Consider the following 22,827-nt stretch of genomic DNA (forward strand, 5'->3'; position numbering starts at 1 on the left):
TCAGCCTTCCAGACTGCGGCTGACCTGCTCGAAGGTGTCGCGCGAGAGGTTGCCGGCGGCCATGATCCGCTCCAGCTCGCCCTTCGTCAGCGCCGCCCGCCCCGGCTCCAGCCGCCGCCAGCGCCCCAGCGACGGCACGAACCGCGCCGCAGTCTGCGGGTTGATCGGATCGAGCGCGAGGATCACGTCGGCCACCATCCGGTAGCCCTCGCCGCTCGCGGCATGGAAGCCCTTGGGGTTGCCCGCAAAGGCCATGTAGAGCGCGCGCACGCGGTTGGGGTTTTTCAGGGTGAAGTCGGGATGCCCGGCCAGTTCGCGGACATGCCGGATCACGTCCGGATGGAGCGACAGGGCCTGGAGCGTGAACCACTTGTCCACCACCAGCGCATTGTCCTTGTAGCGCTCGTAGAACGCCGCCAGCCGCTCGGGCCGCTCGGGACAATCCAGCCCGCTCAGCACCATGAGCGCGCCCTGCCGGTCGGTCATGTTGTCGGCCGCGTCATATTGCCGCGCGGCCAGCCTCGCCGCCAGCACAGGGTCGGCAGCGGCGATGAGAGCGAGCGCCGTGGTCTTGACCTTGCGCGCCCCGCGGCCCGCCGGATCGTCGAGCGCGACCGCCGAGGTGCGCGCGTACAGCGCATCCAGCTCACCCGCCAGCGCGATGCCGATCGCCGCCTTCAGCCCCTTGCGCGCGGAATGGATCGCGCCCGGATCGCCGCGCCGCTCGCCGGCAGCCATCACCTCGAACAGATAGGTCTCCGACGGCAGCATCAGCAGTTCGCCGCGCATCGCGTCGTCGAGGGCGCTGTCAGCGATACTGGCGCGGAACGCAGCGATGATCGCCGCCTCACCCGCCGCCCGCTCCTCGGCGGTGAGCGTTCCGCTGGCGATGCCGACAAGGTGGCCGACCGCGAGTTCCTGCAAGGCCTCGAAGCGGGCAAAGGGATCATCGTCATGGGCGGCGAGGAACACCAGATCCGCGCGCTTGAGCTCGCGCTCGATCACCACCGGGGCGGTAAAGCCGCGATTGATCGAGACCACCGGATCGGGGCCGGCAAGCGGCAGGATGAAGGTCTGCTCGGCCTGCGACAGCACCACCAGCTGCTCCGCACCAAGCTTTGCTGCACCCCGCGAATGCACCGCAATCCGCAGCGGAATCGGCATCGGCGCCTTGTCGGGCTGGTCGGGGGTGGGGGGCACGGTCTGCCTCAGGGTCAGCACCAGCGCATCATCGTGGACGTGCTGCGCCACCGCAACGCGCGGCGTGCCGGCCTGCGAATACCACAGGCGGAATTGCGCAAGGTCGAGCCCCGCCCCGTCCTCGATCGCCTTGACGAAATCCTCGCAGGTCGCCGCCTGCCCGTCATGGCGCTCGAAATAGAGATCGGTGCCCGCCCGGAACCGCTCGGCACCGGCCATGCTGCGCATCATCCGGATCACCTCGGCGCCCTTGTTATACACGGTGGCAGTGTAGAAATTGTTGATTTCGCGGTAGGAATCCGGGCGGATCGGGTGAGCGAGCGGCCCCGCATCCTCGGGGAACTGGGCGGCGCGCAGGATTCGCACATCCTCGATCCGCTTGACCGCGTGCCCCCGCATGTCCTGGCTGAACAGCTGGTCGCGCAGCACGGTCAAGCCTTCCTTCAGGGACAGCTGGAACCAGTCGCGGCAGGTCACGCGGTTGCCCGACCAGTTGTGGAAATACTCGTGCGCGATCACCCCTTCGACCGCGTCGAAATCGGCATCGGTCGCGGTGTCGGGGTCGGCCAGCACGTATTTCGTGTTGAAGACGTTGAGCCCCTTGTTCTCCATCGCCCCCATGTTGAAGTCGCTGACGGCGACGATGTTGTAGAGATCAAGGTCATATTCGCGCCCGAACACCTGCTCGTCCCACGCCATCGCGCGGTGCAGGGATTCGAGGGCATGATCGGTGCGGCCCAAGTCTTCCTTGCGCACCCAGACGTTGCATTCGACCACGCGGCCCGAGCGAGTGGTGAAGGGTTTGCTGTTCGCCACCAGATCGCCCGCCACCAGCGCGAAGAGGTAGCACGGCTTGGGCCAGGGGTCGTGCCATTCGGCCCAGTGGGTGCCATCGGCGTTGTCGCCCGCGGCCACGCGGTTGCCGTTGCACAGCAGGATCGGGAAGGCGGCTTTGTCCCCCGTCATCCGCACGGCATAGACCGAAAGCACATCGGGCCGGTCGGGGAAGAAGGTGATGCGGCGGAAGCCCTCCGCCTCGCATTGGGTGCAAAGCATCCCGTTCGAGGCATAAAGCCCCATCAGCTGGGTGTTGGCGCTGGGATCGATTTCGGTTTCGATCGCGATCAGGTGGCTGTCGCCGCGCAACGGCACGATCAGGTCCGGCCCGTCCATGCGCCAGTCAACCGCTTCGCCATCAACCGCCACGCTCAGCGGCGTGAGGCTGTCGCCATTGAGGCGGATGGTGTCGGCGTGATCGGCGCGGGCGTTGCGCTGCACCGTCAGCTGGCTGCGCACGCGGGTGCGGGTAAGGGCGAGATCGAAGTCGAGCTTCACTTCCGGCACCAGCCAGCCGAACGGACGATAATCCTTGCGCAGGATCACCGGCGGTTGATGCGGGCTCGGCGCGGCATCGGCCAGTTCGGGGTTGGTGTCGGGGTTCGTCGGGGTGGTGGCGATATCCATGGCCGCCGATTTAGGTTGATTCGCGCGCGGGTCCAATCTTTAGGTTGGGGCCATGGCGCATTTGCTGATCTTCGGGCTGGGATACACCGCATCCCGCATCGCAGCGACGATGCGCGCCGCGGGCTGGCGCGTGCAGGCGACGGGCAACGCGGGCGACATCGCCTTTGCCGATCGCGCTGCGGTGCTCGCGGCGCTGGGTGAGGCGAGCCATGTCCTCTCCTCCGTCCCGCCCGCGCGCAACGGGGGCGATCCGGTGCTGGAGACCTATGGCGCGGCGATCGAGGGCAAGGCGCTGTTTTACCTGTCGTCCACCGGCGTCTATGGCGACCGCGCCGGGGCCTGGGTGGACGAGGCAACCCCGACCATCGCGCAAGACGGAAAAGGCCGCCGCAACGCGCGGGCCGAGGCTGATCTGGCCTGGCTGGAGCGGGGTGCGCGGGTGTTCCGCCTGCCGGGGATCTACGGGCCGGGCCGCTCGGCGCTCGACCGGGTGAAGCAAGGCAAGGCGCGGCGGATCGCCTTGCCCGGGCAGGTGTTCAGCCGCATCCATGTCGATGATATCGTCAGCGCCGTGGTTGCCGCGCTGGTCCAGGATGCGCCCGCCGGAGCCTACAACCTCGGCGACGATTACCCGTGCAGCGGCAATCAAGTCACCGAACACGCTTGCCGCTTGCTCGGCCTGCCACCGCCGCCGCTGGAGTCGCTGGAGGAGGCGAACCTCTCCGACATGGCGCGCGGCTTCTACATGGAGAACCGCCGCGTCGCGAACGGCAAGGCGAAGCGGGTGCTGGGCTGGGTGCCGCGCTATCCGACCTATGTGGAGGGGCTTGGAGGTTTGCTTTAGTTTGGCAGGCTTCGGCGGCGCAGCAGCCGCAAGGGCGACCGCCCGCCCGCAGCGACGCGACCTTCAGGTCGCATGAGCGAGGATATCGCAGCGCGGAGGCGCTGCGCGAATCAACGACTCTTTGACCTGAGTGCCAGCCCCATCCCCACCAGCGCCAGCGCCATGCCTCCGGCCGAGAGCGCGTCCCACACGAACCCCTCGAACAGGGTCGACAGCCCCATCGCCACGCACACGGTGAGGATGCCGTTATAGGCGGTCTTGCCCGCGCCGATCTGGCGCACAAGATTGTAATGCAACGGAAAGGTCACCACCGAGCCGATAATCGCGAGATAGGCCGTGCCCGCCCAGAACCGCCACCCGTCCGGCACCTGCGGCGGGCCGGCGGTGAGCAAGGCATAGACGAGATCGAAGACGAGGCCATAGACCATCGCCCAGGCCAGAAAGCTCACCATCGGCACCCCGCGCCCGGTGGGGTTGGCCTGCACGACATTGGCGATCGAGGCAGCCAGCATCCCGCCCACCGCCAGCGCGATTCCCAGCATCACATTCCCGCCCAGCGGTGCCGCTTGCCATTCGTGCATCAGCAGCAGCGCCACGCCGACGATCGCGACAAGGCTCCCGCCGATGAAGCCGCCCGCCACTCTCTCGCCGATGAACACCCGCGCGAAGAGGGCATTGGGCACCATCAGCAGCGCGAACATCACCGCCACGATGCCCGAGGTGATGTGCTGTTCGGCATGATAGACGAACAGGAAATTGCCGGAAAACTGCGCGATCCCGACGCCCAGCGCCAGAAGGTGCTCGGGCCGGGTGAGCTTCAGCCGCTGGCCCATCGCCGCTGCCAGCGCGAACAGCGCGGGCGTTGCCAGCAGGAAGCGGTAGAACACGCCCCACGCCGCAGGCACATCGGCAATCTGGCCGGTGATGACGAACCAGGTCGAACCCCAGATCGCGCCGGTCAGCATGAAGGGGATCAGCACACGGGGGCTGAGCATCGACGGCGGGAACGCGGAGGTCATAGGGCGGCGATGGCCTTGCCGAGCGCCGTCGCATCCTCAGGGCGGGTGTTCCACGCGGTGACGAAGCGGGCCGATTCCGCGCCCCAGTCGTAAAAGGCGAAGCCCTGCGCCCGCAGCGCCGCGCGCTCTGCCGGCGTCAGGCGCACGAACAGTTCATTGGCCTCGACCGGATGGAGCAGCCGTTCAGCGCAGCCTGCGGCCACCTCCTGCGCCGCCGCATTGGCGTGCGCGGCGTTCGCCAGCCACAGCCCGTCATCGAGCATCGCGAGGATCTGCGCCGCGAGATAGCGGCCCTTGCATTGCAGATGCCCGGCGCGCTTGCGGCGATAGCGCACTTGGCTAGCCGCTTCGGGATCGAACAGCACCACGGCTTCCGCCCCCATCCCGCCGTTCTTGATGAAACCGAAGGCGAGGCTGTCGACCGGCCCGCTCGCCGCGCGTGCGGCATCCTCCGCCGATCCGCCGAGAAAGGCCGCGGCATTGGCAAAGCGCGCCCCGTCCATGTGCAGGCCGAGGCAACGCTCCCTGGCAAAGGCGCCGAGCGCCGCCAGTTCGCCGGGGGTATAGGTGCGGCCATATTCGCTGGCCTGGGTGATCGCGATGGCGTGGGGCTGGACCTGATGCACGTCATTGCGGATCGGGTCCAACAGCGCCGCGATGCCTTCCGGGGTCAGCTTTGCGCCCTCGCCTTCGGCCAGCATCAGCTTGGCGCCGTGGAGGAAGAAGCCCGGAGCGCCGCCCTCGTCGACCTCGATATGCGCCTCGCGGTGGCACACCACCCCGCCGTGGGGCGCGCACAGCGTGGCCAGCGCCAGACAATTCGCCGCGGTCCCCGTCGCTACCCACAGGCCTGCGCATTCGCGCCCGAACAGCGCGGTGAACGCTGCGTCGAGCTCGCCCGAAAGCGCGTCCCCGTCATAGGGATTGTCCGGCTGGTCCGCCGCGCGCATCGCCTCCCAAAGCTTGGGGTGGACGGCGGCGGCATTGTCGGAGAGAAAGGGCTTGGTGAGGGTCATCGTAACATCGCCTCTAGCCGCGCGCGCACGGCTTGCAAGCGGCAGAGGCCAGCGGGAAGGCGAAAGATGGGCGAGGGGCACTGCGAGGTCGGGATCACGCATCATGTGCAGGGCCAAGGCGGGTGCTATCTGGCGGTGGTGCCGGATTGCGCGCATGAGGCCTATCTCCAGTGGGAACCCGGCGGAATGCAGGACGGCAAGGAGGTGCGCATCGCCGCGCATACTGTGGTGCCGCGTGCGATCGGCGGGCGCGGGATCGCGGCGCAGCTGGTGCTCAGGATGGTCGCCGATGCCGAGCGGCTCGGTTTCCTGATCCGCCCCGATTGCTCCTATGTCGCGGCCAGATTTGCCGAAAACCCCGATTGGGCCTCACTGCGCGCCCGAGCCGGCGGCGGCGCGCCATCGAGCCGCGAATAATCGGTCGCGGTGATGGTTTCGAGCAGATTGGCCCTGAGCGCAAGGGCCTCGGCGAGCGGCACCCCGGCGATCGCGAAGCTGCCGCCCGCCAGCCCGAGATGCACCGTGGCATAGCCGCGCCGCCGCGCCACCGGCCCTTGCGCGATCTCGACCGAATGGAGCTTGCGCCGTGTCGCGATCCGGCTGGTGGGTGACAGGAACCCGCTGCTGGCGATGATCTGCGTTTCGCCGAGCGCAAAGCGGCGGAACTCCCACGCGTAGAGATTGGCGGCGACTGTCACCAACGCCGCGCCGAGCGGGATCAGGAACAGGCCGGGCGGGGCGAAGATCGCGACCGGAATCGCCGCCAGCACGAAGGGGGCCGAACCGAGCACGGCCTTGTCGGTGCGCTGCCGCTTGCTGGCGCGGTGCCAGACGGTGCCCGCGTCGGGCAGGCAGAAACCCGCCGCAGCGACGATCGGGGCGAGTTCCTCCATCTTCGCAAAGGGCGCAACCACGTGGCTTTCGCTCTCGCTGTCCTGCGCCAGGCTGACAAAGCTGAGGCTGTGCCAGCCGAAGCGGTAGCGCAGCGGGCCCGTGCCGATCACCAGCCCCTGCACCCGGTGCGCGGGAATCACCACATCGGTGCGGGTCAGCAGCCCGCGCCGGCGCCGGAACCCGCGCGCCGAAAGGGTCAGCGTGAAGCCCCAGTCGCGCAAGCCGGTGCGCGCCACACCCGTGACAAAGCCGATCACGATCAGCCCGACCAGCCCGGCCAGCGCGCCGATCGCCTGCGCATAGGGGCCGAGCGCGGCGATCGTGCTGCCTTGCTGCTTGAGCCAGCGGTACCAGAAATCGGCATTCCACACGTCGATGTCGGTGATATTGTCGACATATTGCAGCGCCCCGCCGAGCACCGCGAAGACCGCAAGCGAGAATTCGAACAGGCCGAAGGTGACGAGCCGCGCCGGGCCCATCGTGAACAGCACCTCGTCTTCGCCACCTGCCGGGACGGCGCCAGCCGGGGTCCGCGCCGCCGGCTGTTCGTCATGCCGCTCGCGCACCAGCCGGCGCAGCCGCTCGCCCTCGCTGGCAGCGAGGTATTGCAGGACAAGATCATCCCCCCCGCCCGCCCCGGTCTCGAACTTCACCGTCACCAGCCCCAGCAGGCGCGGCAGGGGCCTGGCTTCGAGGCTGACGTCCTCGATCCGCTCGAACGGCACCGAGCGGGCCGAGCGGCTGAACAGCCCGCTCTCCACCCGGATGTCGGTCTCGCCGATGGTGTAGGTCAGCCGCCGCCAGCCAAGCCAGCTGGCCGCGGTGCCGATCACCGCCGCCGCAATGCCCACGCCCAGCGCCATCCCTATGCGGTCACCGCCCCCGATCCCCGAAAAGGCGATCGCGATCGCCGGGATGATGGCGCTGCGGATGCTGCCGAGCGCACCGAGGACCACGCCGAGCAGGGCGGTGCGGCGGGTGTCGCTCACGGCCAATGGCTCACTGGGTTTCGCGGCGGATATGGGCACGGATCGCCTCGCGCATCTCGCGCGCCAGTTCCTCGCCGAGGCCGGGCAGCGAGACAGAGGCATTGTGATTCCCGGCAGTGTGCAGGGTCAGCGTGGCGATGCCGAAGAAGCGTTCGATCGGGCCTTGATCCACATCGATATGCTGCACCCGCCCGAAGGGAACGACCGTGTCGGAACGGAACAGCAGCCCGCGCACCACCCGCAGCCGGTCAGCCGCAATCTGGTACCCGCGCGCGTTGTAGCGGCGGGTGGGCACGCGGATGATGCAGGCCAGCGCGATCACCAGGACCGGCCCGGCGATGAGGCCGGTCGGGAACAGGCCCTCGCCCTGCAAGAGGCTCTCCAGCACCAGCGCCCCGAAGAGCAAGGGGATTGCGGCCAGCGTGGTGCGCACCCGCAGGGCGTGGGCATAGTTGGGGTGAAGACGGGTCAGCGCGCCATCGTCATCACTGGGCGCGGCAGACGGGTTGATTGCGGGGGCGAGATCCATGGTGCCTTACTGGCGCAATACACTGCTGGCGCGCAAGGCTTTTCGTGCGGCTAGCGGCGCTGATCGAACCTCCGGCCCACCAGCGCGGCGGCGATGTTGGTCTTCTGCACGTCGATGCTGCCGCCCGCGATCCCCCAGGCATAGGCATCGCGCAAGCGCTGCTCCATGCCGTAGTCCTTGTGATAGCCATAGCCGCCCATCACCTGCATCCCCATCGCCGCGACCTCGCGCACGATCTCGTTGGCGAAGCACTTGGCGAGCGAGCTTTCATAGACCGTCGGCAGGCCATCGGGCTGCGCAGCGGCGTTGGCGGCGGCGCGGTGGATGAGGAGGCGCGCGGCCTCGACCTTCATCGCCATCTCGGCGATCTTCAGTTGCACCGCTTGGAATTCGATGATCGGCTTGCCGAAGGCGACACGCTCCTGAACATATGCGGTCGCCGCTTCCAGCGCCGCCGCCGCCACCCCGAGGCTCTGGGTCGCATTGCCGCAGCGCTCCAGCCCGAAGGCGCTCATCAGCTTGGCAAAGCCACCCGCGCCGATGATCACGTTCTCGGCCGGAACGCGCACATCCTCGATCGCGAAGTCGGCCGTGGCGATGCCGCGGAAGCCCATCAGCTGCTCGCGCTTGCCGAACTGCATCCCCGGCGCGTCCCGCTCCAGCAGGATCGCGCCGATGCCCTTGGCCCCCGGCTCGTCGGTGAAGCGGCAATAGGTCACGTAGTAGTCCGAATGGCCCCCGCCGCTGGTCCAGCGCTTGTAGCCGTTGACGACATAGGCGTTGCCATCGCGCACCGCGCGGGTCTTGAGATCGGTCAGCGCGGTGCCGGCGTCAGGCTCGGACATCGACACCGCGACGATCTTCTCCCCGCGGATGACTTGCGGCAGGATGCGGGCCTTCATCTCCGGCGAGCCGAAGCGTTCGATGGTGCGCACCGGCCCGGCCAGCGCCTCGAACACCGGGAAGGCGACCGCGTTGGAGATCTTGGCAAACTCCTCGAGCACGATCAGCGCCTCGAGATGCCCCAGACCGAGCCCGCCATACTCCACCGGCAGGTTGACCCCGAGAAAACCCATCTCGCCATAGGTGCGCAGCATGTCGTGCGGGACGGGATAGTCCTTGGCCTCCATGTCGCGGGCCAGCGCGGGGAGTTCCTTCTGCGCGAACCTGCGCGCTGTTTCCTGCAGCTCGCGCTGCGCCTCGGTCAGGTTGAAGTCCATGGCCGTCTCATTCCCTCCTCTAGCGGTGCACGTCCCCTAGCGCATTTGCGAGGCGGGCGCGCAAGTGCGTGCCGACTAAGCTAGCAAAAACGCATATCGGGAGAGCAACAGATGACCATCCTCCATTCCAGCCTCGGCCCCAACCCGCGCCTCGTGCGGATGTTCATGATCGAGAAGGGGCTTGAGGAAGGCAAGGATTTCACCCGCGTGCATTACGATATCATCGCCGGCCAGAACCGGCAGGATGCCGCCTACATGCGCAAGAACCCGCAGGGCACCACGCCGATGCTGGAGCTGGACGACGGCACCTGCCTCACCGAAAGCTGGCCGATCTGCGAATTCATCGAGGAACTGCACCCGCAGCCCAACCTGTTCGGCGAAACGCCCGTGGAGCGCGCCATGGTGCGCAAATGGGCGCGGCTGTTCGACCAGGAAGTGGTGGTGCCGATGACGATGGGCTTCCGCGCCGGGGCTGGCCGGGCGATGTTCGCGCCGCGCATGAGCGTCGTCTCGCCTGAAGCCGGGGCGGAGCTTTCGGCGCTGGCGGACGAGAAGTGGCGGATGTTCGACAGCTGCCTCGGCGCCAGCAACCACATCGCCTTGGGCCGCTTCACCTTTGCCGATCTCCTCATCTTCGCCTTTGCCAATTTCGGCTTCACCATTGGCTGGAAGCTGCCGGAGGGCACCGACAACCTCGCGCGCTTCATCGACACCCACAACCAGCGCGCCTGCGCTGCGATCTGGCAGCAGGCCGAGTAATGCCCGACCTCGCCGGCAAGGTCGCGATCGTCACCGGCTGCGCGAGCGGGATCGGCGCGGCAACCGTGCGGCGGTTCATCGCCGATGGCGCGCAGGTGCTCGGCACCGACCTCGACGCCGAACGCGGTGCAGCGCTGTGCGCCGAGGCGGGCGCGCGCTTCGCGCTGCAGGACGTGGCCGACCGCGCGCTCTGGCCGCAGATCGTTGCCGAGACAGTTGCGGCCTTCGGGCGGCTCGATATTCTCGTCAACAACGCCGGGATGGTCTCGGGCGCGGGGATCGGCGAGCTTGACGACGAAGCGATGTTCGCCGCTTGGGACAAGGTGCTCGCCGTCAACCTAACCGGGACGATGGCGGGGTGCCGTGCGGGCATTGCCGCGATGCGGGCGAACCCAGGCGGCCCCAAAGGCGCGATCATCAATATCGCTTCCACCACCGCGATCATGCCCCTGCCGACCGATGTCGGCTATTCCGCCAGCAAGGCAGCGGTGGTCGCGCTAACGAAGTCGGTTGCGACATGGTGTGCGCAAGCCGGTCTGAACATCCGCTGCAACACCGTGATCCCCGGCGCGACCATGACCGGCATTCTCGCCGCGGCCGAGGAACAGACCCCGGGCCTAATTGCGGCGGTGGCCAGGACCTCGCCCCTGAACCGCCTCGCCGATCCGGCCGAAACCGCGGCGGCGATCGCCTTCCTTGCCAGCGATGAATGCCCCTTCATGACGGGGGCAGAGATGCTGGTCGACGGGGCGATGACGGCGATTCACCCGGGGTTCTGAGTTCGCCCTGGATCGCCAGCAGATCCGGGGTCATGTTCCCGCATCTTTTCCAGATAGCCGCTCGGCCCCATCTGCGCCGCGGTCCAGACGAAGATCGCGAGACTTGCAAGGCCCGAGACGAGGCACACGCCGAACACCGCCACAGCCAGCGCGCTGGCGCCCTGCGTCGGGGTCAGCGCATCGCTCAGCGCGCCGATCACCCCGAGGCCGAGCGTCTGGCCGACGAGATTGTTGAAGAACAGCGCGATGGCGACGGCGAAGCCCCGGCTCGCCGGCTCGACCGCGGCCTGGATGCCCGACAGGATCCCCGCCTGGCTGGCGACATAGATCGCATAGGCCAGGCCAAACCAGCCGAGAAAGCCCGCGAAGCTGCCCGAGCTCAGGCTCAGCGCCAGCGGCACGACACAGCCGAGGCTGACAAGCCCGGGCAGCCACGCCCGCCAGCGCTCGTCGCGCAGGGTCAGCCAGTGGGTCATATAGCCGCCGAGGATCGGCCCCGGGATGCCCCCGAGAAAGAAGGTGAAGCCGAGATAGAGCCCGACATCCCCCGTCGAGACCGGGAAGGCACGCAGCATCACCGCCGCCATCCAGAAGGCAAGGCCGTAGCCGATCATGATCTGCACCGCCCAGCCCAGCGCCAACCCCATGAACACGCGGTTGGCGACGAGGCTGCGGATCGTCTGCCCCAGCGGCAGCTGCGCCATGTCGGTGCCCGCCGGGGCAAAGCGCCCGCGTGGCGGCTCGCGCACGGTGAGATAGATCACCCCCGCCAGCACCAGCCCCGGCAGGCCCATCAGCACGAAAGCCCGACGCCAGTCGAAGATTTCGGCTAGCTGCCCGCCGATGATCAGGCCGCCCGCCGTCCCCATGCTCGCCCCGATGGTGAGGTAGCCCATCGCCTTGGCCAGTTCGGCGCGGGCGAAAAAGTCGGCGACGAGGCTTTGCGAGGAGGGGCCGGAACACCCCTCGCCCACGCCGACACCGGTGCGTGCGAGGAACAGCGTCCAGAATCCGGTCGCCAGCCCGCAGGCCGCGGTCATCAGGCTCCAGAACCCGATCGCTGCGGCGACAATGTTCTTGCGGGTGGCGCGATCCGCCAGCCGCGCGGCGGGAAAGCCGGCCAGCACATAGACAAGGCTGAAGGCCAGCCCGCCGAGCAGGCCGAGTTCGAAGTCCGACAGGGTGAATTCGGCCTTGATGTCCTCGACAAGGATTCCGAACACCAGCCGGTCGGCGACGCTGAACGCGCTTGTCAGCGTCAGCAGCGCCAGCACATACCATCTGTAGACGCCCGGCTGATCGCCGGGCTGCGGCCATCTATAGAGGCGCGGCTGATCGCCGGGCTGCGGCCAGCGGTGGGCGCTGGGCCGGTTCTCAGTGGTGCGGTCTGGCGTAAAGGCCATTGTCCACCGGGATCGTCAGGCCGGTGAGGAAGCGTGCCTCGTCCGAGGCAAGGAACAGCACGCAGCCCGCGACATCGCGCGGGTGGCCCAGCGAATCGGCGGGCAGCGGACCATCGGGGATCTCCATCGGAGCCTGCCCGGCGCGCCCCGAGACGCCCATCACCATCGGGGTCTCGATCCCCCCCGGCGCGAGCGCGTTGACGCGGATGCCATAGCCCTTGTCCTGGAAATCCACCGCAAGGCTGCGGGTCAAGCCGGCGATCCCGGCCTTGCTTGCGGCGTAGGCGGGAATGTTGCCATAGCCCATCAGCGCCGCGGTGGAGGCCATGTTGATGATCGAGGAACCGCCCCCGCCCACCTTGAGGTGACGGTGCTTCATCAGCGGCACGGCATATTTGCACCCGAGAAAGGTGCCGATAAGGTGGATGTCGAGATGCAGGCGGAAATGCGCGAGGCTGCACTCCTCGATGCTTTCGAAGATGACGTTGCCGGCATTGTTGACGAGGATATCGAGCCCGCCGTGGCGTTCCTCGACCGCGCGCATCACCTCGATCCATTGCTCTTCGCTGGTGACGTCGAGCGCCATCGCATCACCGCCGATGGCATCGGCGACCTTGTGCGCCAGCTCCACCTCGCGGTCGGTGACGATCACCTTGGCGCCCTCGCGCGCCAAGGCCTCGCAATCGGCCTTGCCCAGCCCCATTGCTCCGCCCGTCACGAGCGCCACCTTGCCCGCTACCCTTCCCGCCATTGCACTCTCCCAGGCTTTTTCTTGGGGCCAGCCTATCGGGCAGGCGGGTCGGTGCTACTGTCGAAAGCGCGAGGGCGCACACCGGGCACGACGATGTATTCTCCCGGCCCGGGAGCGAGGCAAGAATGATGGAAGCAGCCGAAGTCGCGCGGTTGAAGGCGCTAATGGAATGGGAAGGCACCCGCACCGCCCCGCCCGATGGGTTCCCCACGCTGCCCGACATGCCCGCCGGGCGCTACACCAGCCCCGAATACTTCGCGCTCGAAATGGCGCACGTGTTCCGCAAGAGCTGGCTGTTCGCCGGGCACATGGACGAGATTCCCGAGCCGGGGTGCTACATGCGCTGGCACAATGCCGGCGATCCGATCGTCATCGTCCACGGCATGGACGGGGTGGTGCGCGCCTTCCACAACACCTGCCGCCACCGCGGTGCGCCGGTGGTGACCGCGGATCGCGGCAAGTCTGCGCGCCTGATGTGCGGCTATCACAACTGGACCTACAAGACCGACGGGAGCCTCGTCGGCGTGCCCGAGCGGCGCGATTTTCCGGCCGATTTCGATTTCTCGTGCCGCGGCCTCTTGCCGGTGCGCTGCGAGCTGTTCGGCAAGGTCATCTTCGTCAATTTCGACATGGAGGCGATGCCGCTGATCGCGTGGCTCGGCCCGCTGGCGCGCGAGTGGGAGGAATTCGCCTTCGACCGGATCAAGTTGGCGGCCCGGCATTGCTTCGATCTCAAGTGCAACTGGAAGATCGCGATGGAGGCCAACATGGAGGTCTACCATGTGCCCTTCATCCACCCCGAGACCGTTGCCCCGCTGGTGGATTCGACCCGTAACTACAACACTTTCTATCCCAATGGCCACGCCCGGATGCTCGCCCCGCCGCCGCGCCATACCAACCGCGAACACGTGCGCGCGATCGACAGTCCGCCGGGCTGGCAGCAGATCGAAACCGTGGGCGAGCTGGGCCGCACCTGCACCCAGAGCTACACCCTGTTCCCCAACTGGGTCAGCCCCTTGAGCAACTATTTCGTGCCGCCACTGCTGTTCTGGCCGACATCCTTGAACACCACCCGGCTCGAACTGGTGACGATGGCGCTCGACTGGGGCGATGAACCCGCGCCCGACCTGTGGACCCTCCCCGACGCGAGCCAGCCCAATGGTCGGCAGATGAGCCCGATCATCCTTGAGGACACCCAGTTCGGTGAGGCGATCCAGAAATCGGTCGAAGGCTCGGCCTTCCGCTCGGTCCCGCTGTCCTATCAGGAAGCGCGGATCTACGCCTTCCACCAGAGCCTCGATCGAATGATCGGGATCGCCAGGGTGCCCGAAGATCTCAGGGTCGAACAGGTGATCGGCCCGGAATGGGTGTGGCCCAACGATCCGCGCATCGGACAGATGGAACGCGCGCAGGCGGCCGCCCGCCAGGCAGCGGAGTGACGCTACGGAATGGCGCTTTCACGGGCGGATGTTGCGTATTTGTCGCACTTTGCCGCCGGCACTATCGCTTTTGCTGATAGCGTGATTGCGGGCGCAACATACACCTGCACAGCGTTCCGATAGGCGCGGGCAAACGCGTCACGGCATTGGGGAATCAGGGCCGGCGAGGCCCGCAGGGGAGAGAGAGCGATGAACACACTTCAAGCCCGAATTGCGTTCGGCGCCCGTGCGCGCGGCGTGCGGACTGCGCTGCTGTGCGGTGCTGCCTTGGGCAGCTTTGCGGCGATGCCCGGCATCGCCCACGCGCAGGATGCAGACACGGCGCAAACCGCATCCGAGGAGCGGGTGATCATCGTCCAGGCCCGCCGCCAGAACGAAACCCTGCAGGAAGTGCCCGTCACCGTCACCGCGATCGGCGGCGAGACGCTGACCCGCTACAATGTCGACCAGGTGGCCGACATCACCAGCCGGGTGCCCACCCTCAACGTGCAGGTGGGTGGTTCGGGCTCGGGCGGCCAGCTCAGCCTGCGCGGCGTGGGTTCCTCGAACATCTCGGCGGCCTTCGATTCGGCGGTGGCGCTCGAATATGACGGGGTGGTCGTGTCCACGATGCGCCTCGTGCAGGCCGGCTTCTTCGACGTCGAGCAGATCGACGTGCTGCGCGGCCCGCAATCGCTGTTCTTCGGCAAGTCGGCCACCGCCGGCGTGCTGTCGCTGCGCTCGGCCAATCCGACCCCGGAATGGGAAATCGGGATGCGCGCCTCCTATGAATTCGAGGAGAAGGGCTATCTGCTCGCGGGCTACATCTCCGGCCCGATCAGCGACACGCTGGGCGTGCGCGTGGCGGCGCAGTTCAACGATATCGACGAATTCCAGAAGCTCCAGCCCGGCACCCCAGCCGTCAACCAGGAGCGCGGGCTGACCGATCTGATCATCCGCACCACGCTCGACTGGCAACCCTCGGATCGATTTTCGGCCAATCTGAAGGTGCAATACACCAAGAACGAGAACGACGGCGCGATCGGCACGGCCGAAATCAACTGCGGCGCGAACGGCATCGCCGATCCGGTGTTCCTGCTTGGCGGCGCTTTGCAGATTCCGGCGGGCTACAACTGCAACACCCGCGACCAGCGCTACTTCCTGCCCGATGCCGCGCCGCAGCTCGCACCCGGCGTGCCGACGCCCTCGCGCGCCGCGGGCCGCAACGGCGTGCCCTTCGGCGAGACCGAGCTGTGGTTCGGCCGCCTGCAATTCGACCTCGACCTGTCGGACACGCTCAAGCTTACCTCGGTCACCGGCCTGCTCAATCTCGATGCGGTCGACTTCGACTGCTATGCCTACGCCGGTGTCTTCCCGGGCGGCATCCCGGGCGGCGCGGGCTGTTCGGACCCGATCAACAAGCTCGAGCAATACACGCAGGAACTGCGCCTGACTTCGGACTTCGACGGCCCCTTCAACTTCATGCTCGGCGCCTTCTATGAAGACCGCACCTTCATCTTCGATACCGCCCAACAGGGGGTGAACATCTCGTTCCTCGGACGCGATCCGGTGACGGGCTTCACCTATGACTGGGACAAGATCCACACGACCAAGACCGAGGCCTTGTCGTTCTTCGGCAGCGCGATGATCGCGCTGACCGACAGGCTCGAACTCTCGGGCGGGGTGCGCTGGACCGACGAAAAGAAGGTCCAGACCATCGCGGTGCCCTATGTGCACACGTTCCTGCAAGGCCCCGCTTTCGTGCGGCCGGGCTTCTTCTCCGGGCCGATCAACTTCAAGGACGACAACGTCTCGCCGGAAGTCACCCTGAAGTATCAGGCGACCGACGATCTCAACTTCTTCGCTTCCTACAAGACCGGCTTCAAGTCGGGCGGTATCGACAACTCGGCACTGCCCTCGAACAGCCTCAGCCAGGCCGCGCTGACGGGTGACTTCAGCGCGCTGATCTTCCAGTCGGAAAAGGCGGAAGGCGGCGAAGTGGGCTTCAAGTCGCAATGGGCGGGGCGCAGCTTCACCCTCAACGCGACCGCCTACTACTACGTGTTCAAGGATCTGCAGGTGCAGAACTTCAACGCCCAGACGATCCAGTTCGTCACCTCCAACGCGGGCGAGCTGACCACCAAGGGCGTCGATCTCGAAGCCCGCTGGAGAACCCCGGTGGATGGTCTGAACCTGTCGGCCAACCTGTCCTGGCTCGACACCGAATACACCGCAGACTTCTTGCAGCCGGGCGGTCAGGGCGGGCCTGTCAACCTCAGGGGCCGTCGCGGCAGCCAGGCGCCGGAATGGGCGGGCAACCTCGCGGTCGACTGGGCGATACCGCTGTCCAATTCTCTCGAATTGTTCCTGTCGGGCAATGCCAACTACAATGATGGCTACATCACCGATGAAACCTCGTTCAACGACTACGTCCAGCCGAGCTTCTGGACGATCGATACCAACGTCTCGATCGGCCATCCGGACGGCAAGTGGAAGCTGTCGCTGATCGGCACCAACATCACCGACAAGATCTTCGTTATCACCACGGGCGGGCGTCCGTTCCTCTCGCCCACCGGCGATGACTTCGTGATGACCCAGAACCGCGGCCGCCAGATCTTCGCGGAGGTCAGCTTCAAGTTCTGATCTTTCCGATCAGGGGCAAAAGCAGGGGCGGGCCAGCGATGGCCTGCCCCTTTGCTTGTGCTGCTTCCCGCCAAAAGTGAGCATTGCCACCCATCACGGGAAGGCGGATGCTCTGCCCCATCACGCAGGCCCGGAAAGGAACGCCATGTCCCGCGAAGTACTCATCGCCATGACCCGCAATCTGGTGGCGCATGGGGCAGCCGATACGATGGAATATGCCGACCAGATCGTGCGCATCCCGGCGAGCGCCTATACTGACGAGGCCCTGTTCGAACGCGAGAAGCGGCAGATCTTCCGCCGCCTGCCGCTGATGGTCGCGCCCTCGTGCGAACTGCCCAATCCGGGCGACTACAAGGCGATGGACATTTGCGGCGTGCCGCTGCTGCTCTCCCGCCAGAAGGACGGCAGGATCGGCGCCTTTCTCAACATGTGCACCCACCGCGGCAACCCGCTGGCGCACGGCTGCGGCAATGCCAGCCGCTTCACCTGCGGCTATCACGGCTGGACCTTCAAGGCCGACGGCGAGCTGATCGGGGTTGCCAGCCCCAAGGATTTCGGCGCGATCGACAAGGCCGCGCACTGCCTGACGAAGTTCCCGGCATATGAAAGCGCCGGGCTGATCTGGGTGACGCTCGATCCGGATTCGAAGCTGTCGATTGCCGACTACCTGTGCGGCTATGACGCGCTGCTCAAGGCCTTCGGGTTCGAGAACTGGACGCTGTTCTCGCAGCGCACGCTGGCGGGGCCGAACTGGAAGACGGCCTATGACGGCTATCTCGACTTCTATCACCTCCCGGTGCTCCACAAGGACACCTTCGGGGCCGATTTCTACAACCGCGCCAACTACTTCGCCTTCGGCCCGCACCAGCGCCTCTCGACCCCGTCGAAATTCGCGATCAAGGTGCAGGGCGAGGACGATCAGCAACTCGATCTCGAAGCGATGAGCGATGACGAACTGCCGCAGGAAGTGCTGGTGCAGGGTGTCTGGACGATCTTCCCGCACATTTCGATCGCCAGCTTCTATGGCGGCGGGCAGCGCGGGGCGATGATCAGCCAGCTGTTCCCCGGCGCCACTGTCGGCGAGAGCTGGACCACCCAATATTACGTCATGGAAAACCAGCCCGAAACGCCGGAGCAGGTGCAGGCGGCGCACGACCAGTTCAACTTCCTCGAAGTGGTGGTGCGCGATGAGGATTACGCCACCGGCAAACGCCAGCATCAGGCGCTGCAATCAGGGCTGATGAAAGAGGTGCTGTTCGGCCGCAACGAAAAGGGCGGCCAGGTCTTCCACCAATGGGTCGAGCGTCTGACCAATGCGAGCGACGAGGAACTGGTGGCGATCTTCTCCGCCGAGCAGCGGCAGGCAGCCGAATAGGGGCCGGCACCGCCTTCGCAGCTCCTGCGCCGGGGCCTGACGCGCTTGGGTTGGACGCGGTGGGATCGCGCCGGCCCGCAAGGGCCGGTTGACGCCAGGGCGGCACCAGGCGGTGTCAATGTTACATGATGACATGGCGATTTCTCTGCGTTAGTGCCGCCCCGCCCATGACTCGCCTTCGCGCCTTGATCCGCAGAAATGCCCAGCTCGCGATGGGGCTCGTGGTGCTCGCCCTGGCGGTCAAGGCGCTGGTGCCGGCCGGCTACATGATCTCGCCTCATGGCGAGCGCTTTCTGACGGTGACGATCTGCGCCGATGCCAGCGGCACGCCGAAGCAGATGCGGATAGCCATCCCTGACGAGGATAAGAAGGGCAGCGACCATTCCGAAGCGGCAGACAAGACGCAGCCTTGCGCCTTTGCGGGGCTTGGCCATGCCGCGCTTGGCGGGGCCGATCCGCTTTTGCTGGCCGCTGCATTGGCGTTCATCCTGCTGGTCTGGCTTGGGCCGCTCAGGGCGCCGCCGGCCCGCGACATTGCCTTCCTGCGCCCGCCGCTACGTGGGCCGCCCGCCCTTTTCGTCTGATCGTCGGGCTTTGCGCAAGGGTGTCTGACCCCGACGCGCAAAGCCCCTTCGCTCACTGACCCGCCAAGGCAGGGTCGATGGCGCTGCGCCGGATCACGGGCGCGCGCCGACGGAAATCGGGATAGATCATGCAAATCAACACTGTGAAGCGCGCCCTCATGGGCGCCACGATGCTTGCCGCAACGGCGGGCGCTTTCACCGCCCCGCTTCAGGCCCAAGGCATCGGCCAGCGGCAGGACGAGATCATCGTCACCGCCAGCCTTCAGGGCACCCCCACCGCGCCCACGCCCGAGGCTGCCCGCAAGGAGCTGGAACGCGTCCCCGGCGCGACGGGACTCGTCGAGGACGAGGGTTTTGCCGACATCTTCGCCCAATCGATCGGCGATGTGCTGGAACTGACCCCCGGCGTCTTCGCCGACACCAGCGCCCAGCGCGAGAGCCGCATCTCGATCCGCGGTTCGGGCCTCAATTCCAGCTTCGAGCGCCGCGGCCTGACCGTGCTGCGCGACGGGGTGCCGATCAGCCGCGCATCGGGCGCGACCGAGTTTCAGGAGGTCGATCCGCTGACAGTGCGCTACATGGAGGTGTTCAAGGGTGCCAACGGCTTGCGCTATGGCGCAGCCTCGCTGGGCGGAGCGGTCAACATCGTCAGCCCCACCGGGCGCACCGCCCGCGCACCGATTGCCCTGCGCGCCGAGGGTGGCAGCTTCTCCACCTTCCGCGGCAATACCTCGCTGTCGGGCAAAAGCGGCGATGTCGATTACTGGGGCGGGATTACCGGCCTGACCAGCGACGGCTATCGCGAACACAGCGAAGTGCGCAGCCTTTACGGTCATGGCAACCTTGGCTGGCGGGTGTCGGACACTATCGAAACGCGCTTCTATGTCACCGCGCTGTCGGACAATTTCGAGCTGGCGGGAACCTTGCGCCTTGCCGATGCGCTCGCCAATCCGCGCGCGGCGGGCCGCCCGGTGACAATCGGGCCGTTCTTCCCCGGCGGGCCGGTGACCGTGCTCGACCCCGGCCCCGTCGCCGACGACTGGGACCGCAACCTCGATGTCTTCCGGGTGTCGAACCTTACCGTGATCGACCTCGGCTCCGCCGATCTTGAGCTGGGCGCCTGGTATGCGCGGCGCAACCTCGACCACGCGATCACCCGCTTTGCCGGGATCATCGTGCAGGGCGAGGACGAGGTCGGCGTTTCGGCCCGGCTCGCCGGCAACCTTCCATTCCTCGCCGATCAGAGCCGCTGGCAGGTGGGGGCGATCTATGCCTTCTCCAGCAATGACGCGAAGACCTTCGTCAACAATTCAGGCACGCGCGGGGCGCTGCGGACCCGCTCGGATCAGGATTCGCAGACGCTGACAGTCTATGGTCAGGCCGAACTCGGGCTGAGCGACGCCGTCACCCTTGTCGCGGGCGGCCAATATGCCCGCGCCGTCCGCGATGTCACCGCGATCGTCAATGCGGTCACCGGCCGGGGGGAATACGACCAGTTCAACCCGCGTGTCGGCCTGCTGATCGATGCGGCCGAGAACATCCAGTTCTTCGGCAATATCAGCCGCAGCTTCGAGCCGCCGAGCCTGGCCGATCTCACCAGCGGCGGGGCCTTTCCCTTTGCCCCACTCGATCCCCAGCGCGCGACCGTGTTCGAATTGGGCACGCGCGGACAGGCGGGGATCGTCTCGTGGGACATCGCGCTCTACCGGGCAGAGCTGGAAAACGAGTTCCTCGATCTTGCCGTGCCGGGCGCGCGCGGGCTGGTGACGGTGACGACCAACGGGGATCGCACGATCCATCAGGGGCTCGAACTCGGAATCGACCTGCGCCCGTTCAAGGCGGCGCTGGAGGCCAAGGGCCAGGCGCTACGGCTGAGCGCGGCCTACACCTTCAGCGACTTCAGCTTCGATAGTGACGCGGTCTATGGCGACAACCAGCTCGCCGGCGTCCCGCGTCATGTGCTGATCGCCGAAGCCCGGTTCGATCAGGTGGAGAAGTTCTACCTTTCCGCCACCTTGCGCTGGATCCCGGATGGCCCTTGGGCGGACTACGCCAATACCGAAAGGGCGCCCGGCTACGAAACCGTCCAGATTACCGCCGGAGTCACGCTGACCGACGGGATCGAGCTGTTTGGTTCGGTCGACAACCTGTTCGACAAAGTGTTCATCTCCAACGTCACCACCAACGCCAACCAGCGCCTGACCAACGAGGCGCTCTACACCCCCGGGCAAGGGCGCGCCTTCTTCGGCGGCCTGCGCGCAAGGTTCTGAGGGAGGGCCTGAAATATGAGCGCAAAGACCAGAACCGCGCGCTGGTCATACTCCAAGCACCAGTGGCTGGGGTTGATCGGCGGGATCAGTCTGCTGCTGTGGGGCCTGTCCGGCCTCACCCATATCGCGATGGTGCTGTTCGGGCCGCAGCAGGCGGCATTCATGCCGCCTGCTGCGAAGGTCGCACTCGAAGGCGCGCGACCGATTGCCGAGACCCTTGCCGAACACGGCATCGCCGAAGCGGTGGCGGTGAAAACCGTCCCCGCTCCCGGCGGCGAAGTGCTGTGGCAAGTGACCCCCAAGGCGGACGGCGCGCGGCGCTACTTCCATCCCGCCGATGGCAGCGAGGTCAAGGGTGGGGACCGCGCGCAAGCCGAGTTCCTTGCCCGCCACTATCTCGCCACCGATCGGCCGATCGCCTCGGCTCGGCTCCAAACGGCGTTCGATGCGGACTACCCCTGGGTCAACCGGCTGCTGCCGGTATGGAAGCTGGAATTCGCCGGCGATGATGGCCTGACCGCCTATGTCCACACCGAAACCTCCAGCCTTGCGGCGGTGAACAACACCACCAAGACACGCCTGCAGAGCGTGTTCCGGGCGCTGCACACCTGGGAATGGGTGCCGCCGGGGATGGACTGGCTGAGGATCATGGTGATCGCGCTGATGGTCGGGAGCCTGCTGGCGCTCGGCCTTACCGGCCTTGCCATGCTGGTGACGGTGCGGCGCAAGCAACGCCTGCCCGGCGCGCGCGGCTGGCACCGGATCGCGGGCTATGTGCTGGCACTGCCGCTGATCATGTTTGCGGCTTCGGGGATCTACCACCTGGTCCAGTCGGCGCTGGTGCCCCCCGTCAGCCAGCTCAAGATGGGCCGGCCGGTCAATGTCGCAAGCGGCAAGTGGCCGGTCGAGGCCGACTGGGCGCTGATCGCCAAGGGGCGCGATATTGCCTCGGTCGCGCTCGTCGAAGGTGCGCAGGGCCAGCCGCTCTACCGCATCGGCCTTGCCCCGAAAGGCCCGATGGGCGGGGGCGAGCATGATCACGGCCCGGCCAAGGCCGCGGCGGATCATGGCATGGCAGGCCATGATCACGCTTCGATGATGGCGGCGCAGACGAAGACCCCCACCACCGATGCCGAGATCCGCGAGGCCCGCTTTGCCGGAATCAAACCCGATGGCCCGGCCATCTATCTCGATGCCGCCACCGGCGACGTGGTCAATTCGGGCGACGAGGATCTCGCCCGTGCCATCGCCCGGCGCTTTACCGGGGCGCCCGACAGCGCGGTGAAGCGAGTGGAGCTGGTGACCCGCTTCAGCCACGAATATGACTTCCGCAACAAGCGCCTGCCGGTGTGGCGGGTCGATTACGGTGCGCCGGTCAATGCCAGCCTGTTCGTTGACACGGGCGCGGGCGTGCTGGTTGACCGGGTCGCCGACGGCGAGAAGCCCGAGCGCTTCGTGTTCAGCTTCATCCACAAGTGGAACTTCCTGTTCCCGGTCGGACGGCTCGGGCAGAACGTGATCGTGGGCATTTTCACGCTCGCGCTGATCGGCTTCACGGCGGTTTTGGGCCTCAGGATGGATCTGGTCCGTCGCCTTCGCATGCGACGCACCGGGCCGAAGCGCGGCAGTGAAAGCCGCCCGGCATCTGCCCCGGGATGACAAACCGCGCC

Annotated in this window: 18 protein-coding genes; 10 read left to right on the forward strand and 8 right to left on the reverse strand. The window is 66.8% G+C overall.

Annotated features, from left to right (window positions below):
• The gene (gene pepN, locus BZF61_RS09495) at positions 1-2,664 is read right to left on the reverse strand and encodes an aminopeptidase N (protein WP_086618792.1); all 2,664 of its coding nucleotides are present in this window, start codon (positions 2,662-2,664) and stop codon (positions 1-3) included.
• Positions 2,665-2,716: 52 nt separating this feature from the next.
• Between pepN and BZF61_RS09500 the strand changes: the two genes are divergently transcribed.
• Positions 2,717-3,508, forward strand: a complete 792-nt coding sequence (locus tag BZF61_RS09500) for a Rossmann-fold NAD(P)-binding domain-containing protein (RefSeq protein ID WP_086618794.1) — start codon at positions 2,717-2,719, stop codon at positions 3,506-3,508.
• A gap of 110 nt (positions 3,509-3,618) precedes the next feature.
• Here the strand turns inward: BZF61_RS09500 and BZF61_RS09505 are convergent, their stop codons facing one another.
• Together BZF61_RS09505 and BZF61_RS09510 are read right to left on the reverse strand one after the other, a co-directional pair.
• Positions 3,619-4,527 carry a DMT family transporter gene (locus BZF61_RS09505; protein WP_245804568.1) on the reverse strand — a complete coding sequence of 303 codons (909 nt, stop codon included), beginning with the start codon at positions 4,525-4,527 and terminating at the stop codon, positions 3,619-3,621.
• Entirely contained in the window at positions 4,524-5,543 is a 1,020-nt protein-coding gene (locus BZF61_RS09510) for a threonine aldolase family protein (RefSeq protein WP_086618795.1), read from the reverse strand. Before BZF61_RS09510 ends, BZF61_RS09505 begins: the two co-directional genes overlap by 4 nt.
• Before the next feature lie 66 nt (positions 5,544-5,609).
• Between BZF61_RS09510 and BZF61_RS09515 the strand changes: the two genes are divergently transcribed.
• Positions 5,610-5,960: a GNAT family N-acetyltransferase gene (locus BZF61_RS09515; RefSeq protein WP_086618797.1), complete on the forward strand. Its 351-nt coding sequence runs from the start codon at positions 5,610-5,612 to the stop codon at positions 5,958-5,960.
• Here the strand turns inward: BZF61_RS09515 and BZF61_RS09520 are convergent.
• The 3 genes from BZF61_RS09520 to BZF61_RS09530 are packed head-to-tail and all read right to left on the reverse strand — an operon-like array spanning position 5,873 to position 9,175.
• Positions 5,873-7,426 carry a PH domain-containing protein gene (locus tag BZF61_RS09520; RefSeq protein WP_086618799.1) on the reverse strand — a complete coding sequence of 518 codons (1,554 nt, stop codon included), beginning with the start codon at positions 7,424-7,426 and terminating at the stop codon, positions 5,873-5,875. The genes BZF61_RS09515 and BZF61_RS09520 overlap by 88 nt on opposite strands.
• Before the next feature lie 10 nt (positions 7,427-7,436).
• Complete coding sequence (locus BZF61_RS09525; protein WP_086618800.1) at positions 7,437-7,955, reverse strand: PH domain-containing protein; 519 nt, start codon at positions 7,953-7,955, stop codon at positions 7,437-7,439.
• Positions 7,956-8,005: 50 nt separating this feature from the next.
• Positions 8,006-9,175 carry an acyl-CoA dehydrogenase family protein gene (locus tag BZF61_RS09530; protein ID WP_086618802.1) on the reverse strand — a complete coding sequence of 390 codons (1,170 nt, stop codon included), beginning with the start codon at positions 9,173-9,175 and terminating at the stop codon, positions 8,006-8,008.
• 111 nt (positions 9,176-9,286) lie between these two features.
• Here BZF61_RS09530 and BZF61_RS09535 point away from each other — a divergent pair, with 111 nt between their 5' ends.
• Complete coding sequence (locus BZF61_RS09535) at positions 9,287-9,934, forward strand: glutathione S-transferase family protein (RefSeq protein ID WP_086618804.1); 648 nt, start codon at positions 9,287-9,289, stop codon at positions 9,932-9,934.
• Positions 9,934-10,713, forward strand: a complete 780-nt coding sequence (locus BZF61_RS09540; protein WP_086618805.1) for an SDR family NAD(P)-dependent oxidoreductase — start codon at positions 9,934-9,936, stop codon at positions 10,711-10,713. Before BZF61_RS09535 ends, BZF61_RS09540 begins: the two co-directional genes overlap by 1 nt.
• Here BZF61_RS09540 and BZF61_RS09545 read toward each other — a convergent pair.
• Positions 10,698-12,116, reverse strand: a complete 1,419-nt coding sequence (locus BZF61_RS09545; RefSeq protein WP_086618807.1) for a spinster family MFS transporter — start codon at positions 12,114-12,116, stop codon at positions 10,698-10,700. The genes BZF61_RS09540 and BZF61_RS09545 overlap by 16 nt on opposite strands.
• Positions 12,088-12,867 (reverse strand): SDR family NAD(P)-dependent oxidoreductase, encoded by a 780-nt coding sequence (locus BZF61_RS09550; protein WP_086618808.1) that lies wholly within the window; start codon positions 12,865-12,867, stop codon positions 12,088-12,090. The genes BZF61_RS09545 and BZF61_RS09550 overlap by 29 nt, the downstream gene beginning before the upstream one ends.
• Positions 12,868-12,992: 125 nt before the next feature.
• On the opposite strand from BZF61_RS09550, the gene BZF61_RS09555 reads away from it, so the two are divergent.
• From BZF61_RS09555 to BZF61_RS09580, 6 genes are all read left to right on the forward strand, one after another.
• A complete protein-coding gene (locus tag BZF61_RS09555; RefSeq protein WP_245804569.1) occupies positions 12,993-14,306 on the forward strand; it encodes an aromatic ring-hydroxylating oxygenase subunit alpha in 1,314 nt (437 codons plus the stop codon).
• A gap of 189 nt (positions 14,307-14,495) precedes the next feature.
• Positions 14,496-16,928: a TonB-dependent receptor gene (locus BZF61_RS09560; protein ID WP_086618813.1), complete on the forward strand. Its 2,433-nt coding sequence runs from the start codon at positions 14,496-14,498 to the stop codon at positions 16,926-16,928.
• 145 nt (positions 16,929-17,073) lie between these two features.
• On the forward strand, positions 17,074-18,303 hold the full coding sequence (locus BZF61_RS09565) for an aromatic ring-hydroxylating oxygenase subunit alpha (RefSeq protein ID WP_086618816.1): 1,230 nt from the start codon (positions 17,074-17,076) through the stop codon (positions 18,301-18,303).
• 167 nt (positions 18,304-18,470) lie between these two features.
• Entirely contained in the window at positions 18,471-18,887 is a 417-nt protein-coding gene (locus tag BZF61_RS09570; protein WP_086618819.1) for a DUF2946 family protein, read from the forward strand.
• A 128-nt stretch (positions 18,888-19,015) separates the two neighbouring features.
• Positions 19,016-21,157, forward strand: a complete 2,142-nt coding sequence (locus BZF61_RS09575; protein WP_245804570.1) for a TonB-dependent receptor family protein — start codon at positions 19,016-19,018, stop codon at positions 21,155-21,157.
• Positions 21,158-21,172: 15 nt separating this feature from the next.
• Positions 21,173-22,816, forward strand: a complete 1,644-nt coding sequence (locus tag BZF61_RS09580) for a PepSY domain-containing protein (protein ID WP_086618824.1) — start codon at positions 21,173-21,175, stop codon at positions 22,814-22,816.
• The last annotated feature ends 11 nt before the right edge of the window (positions 22,817-22,827 follow it).

Source organism: Erythrobacter tepidarius (assembly GCF_002155695.1).
Lineage (GTDB): Bacteria > Pseudomonadota > Alphaproteobacteria > Sphingomonadales > Sphingomonadaceae > Erythrobacter > Erythrobacter tepidarius.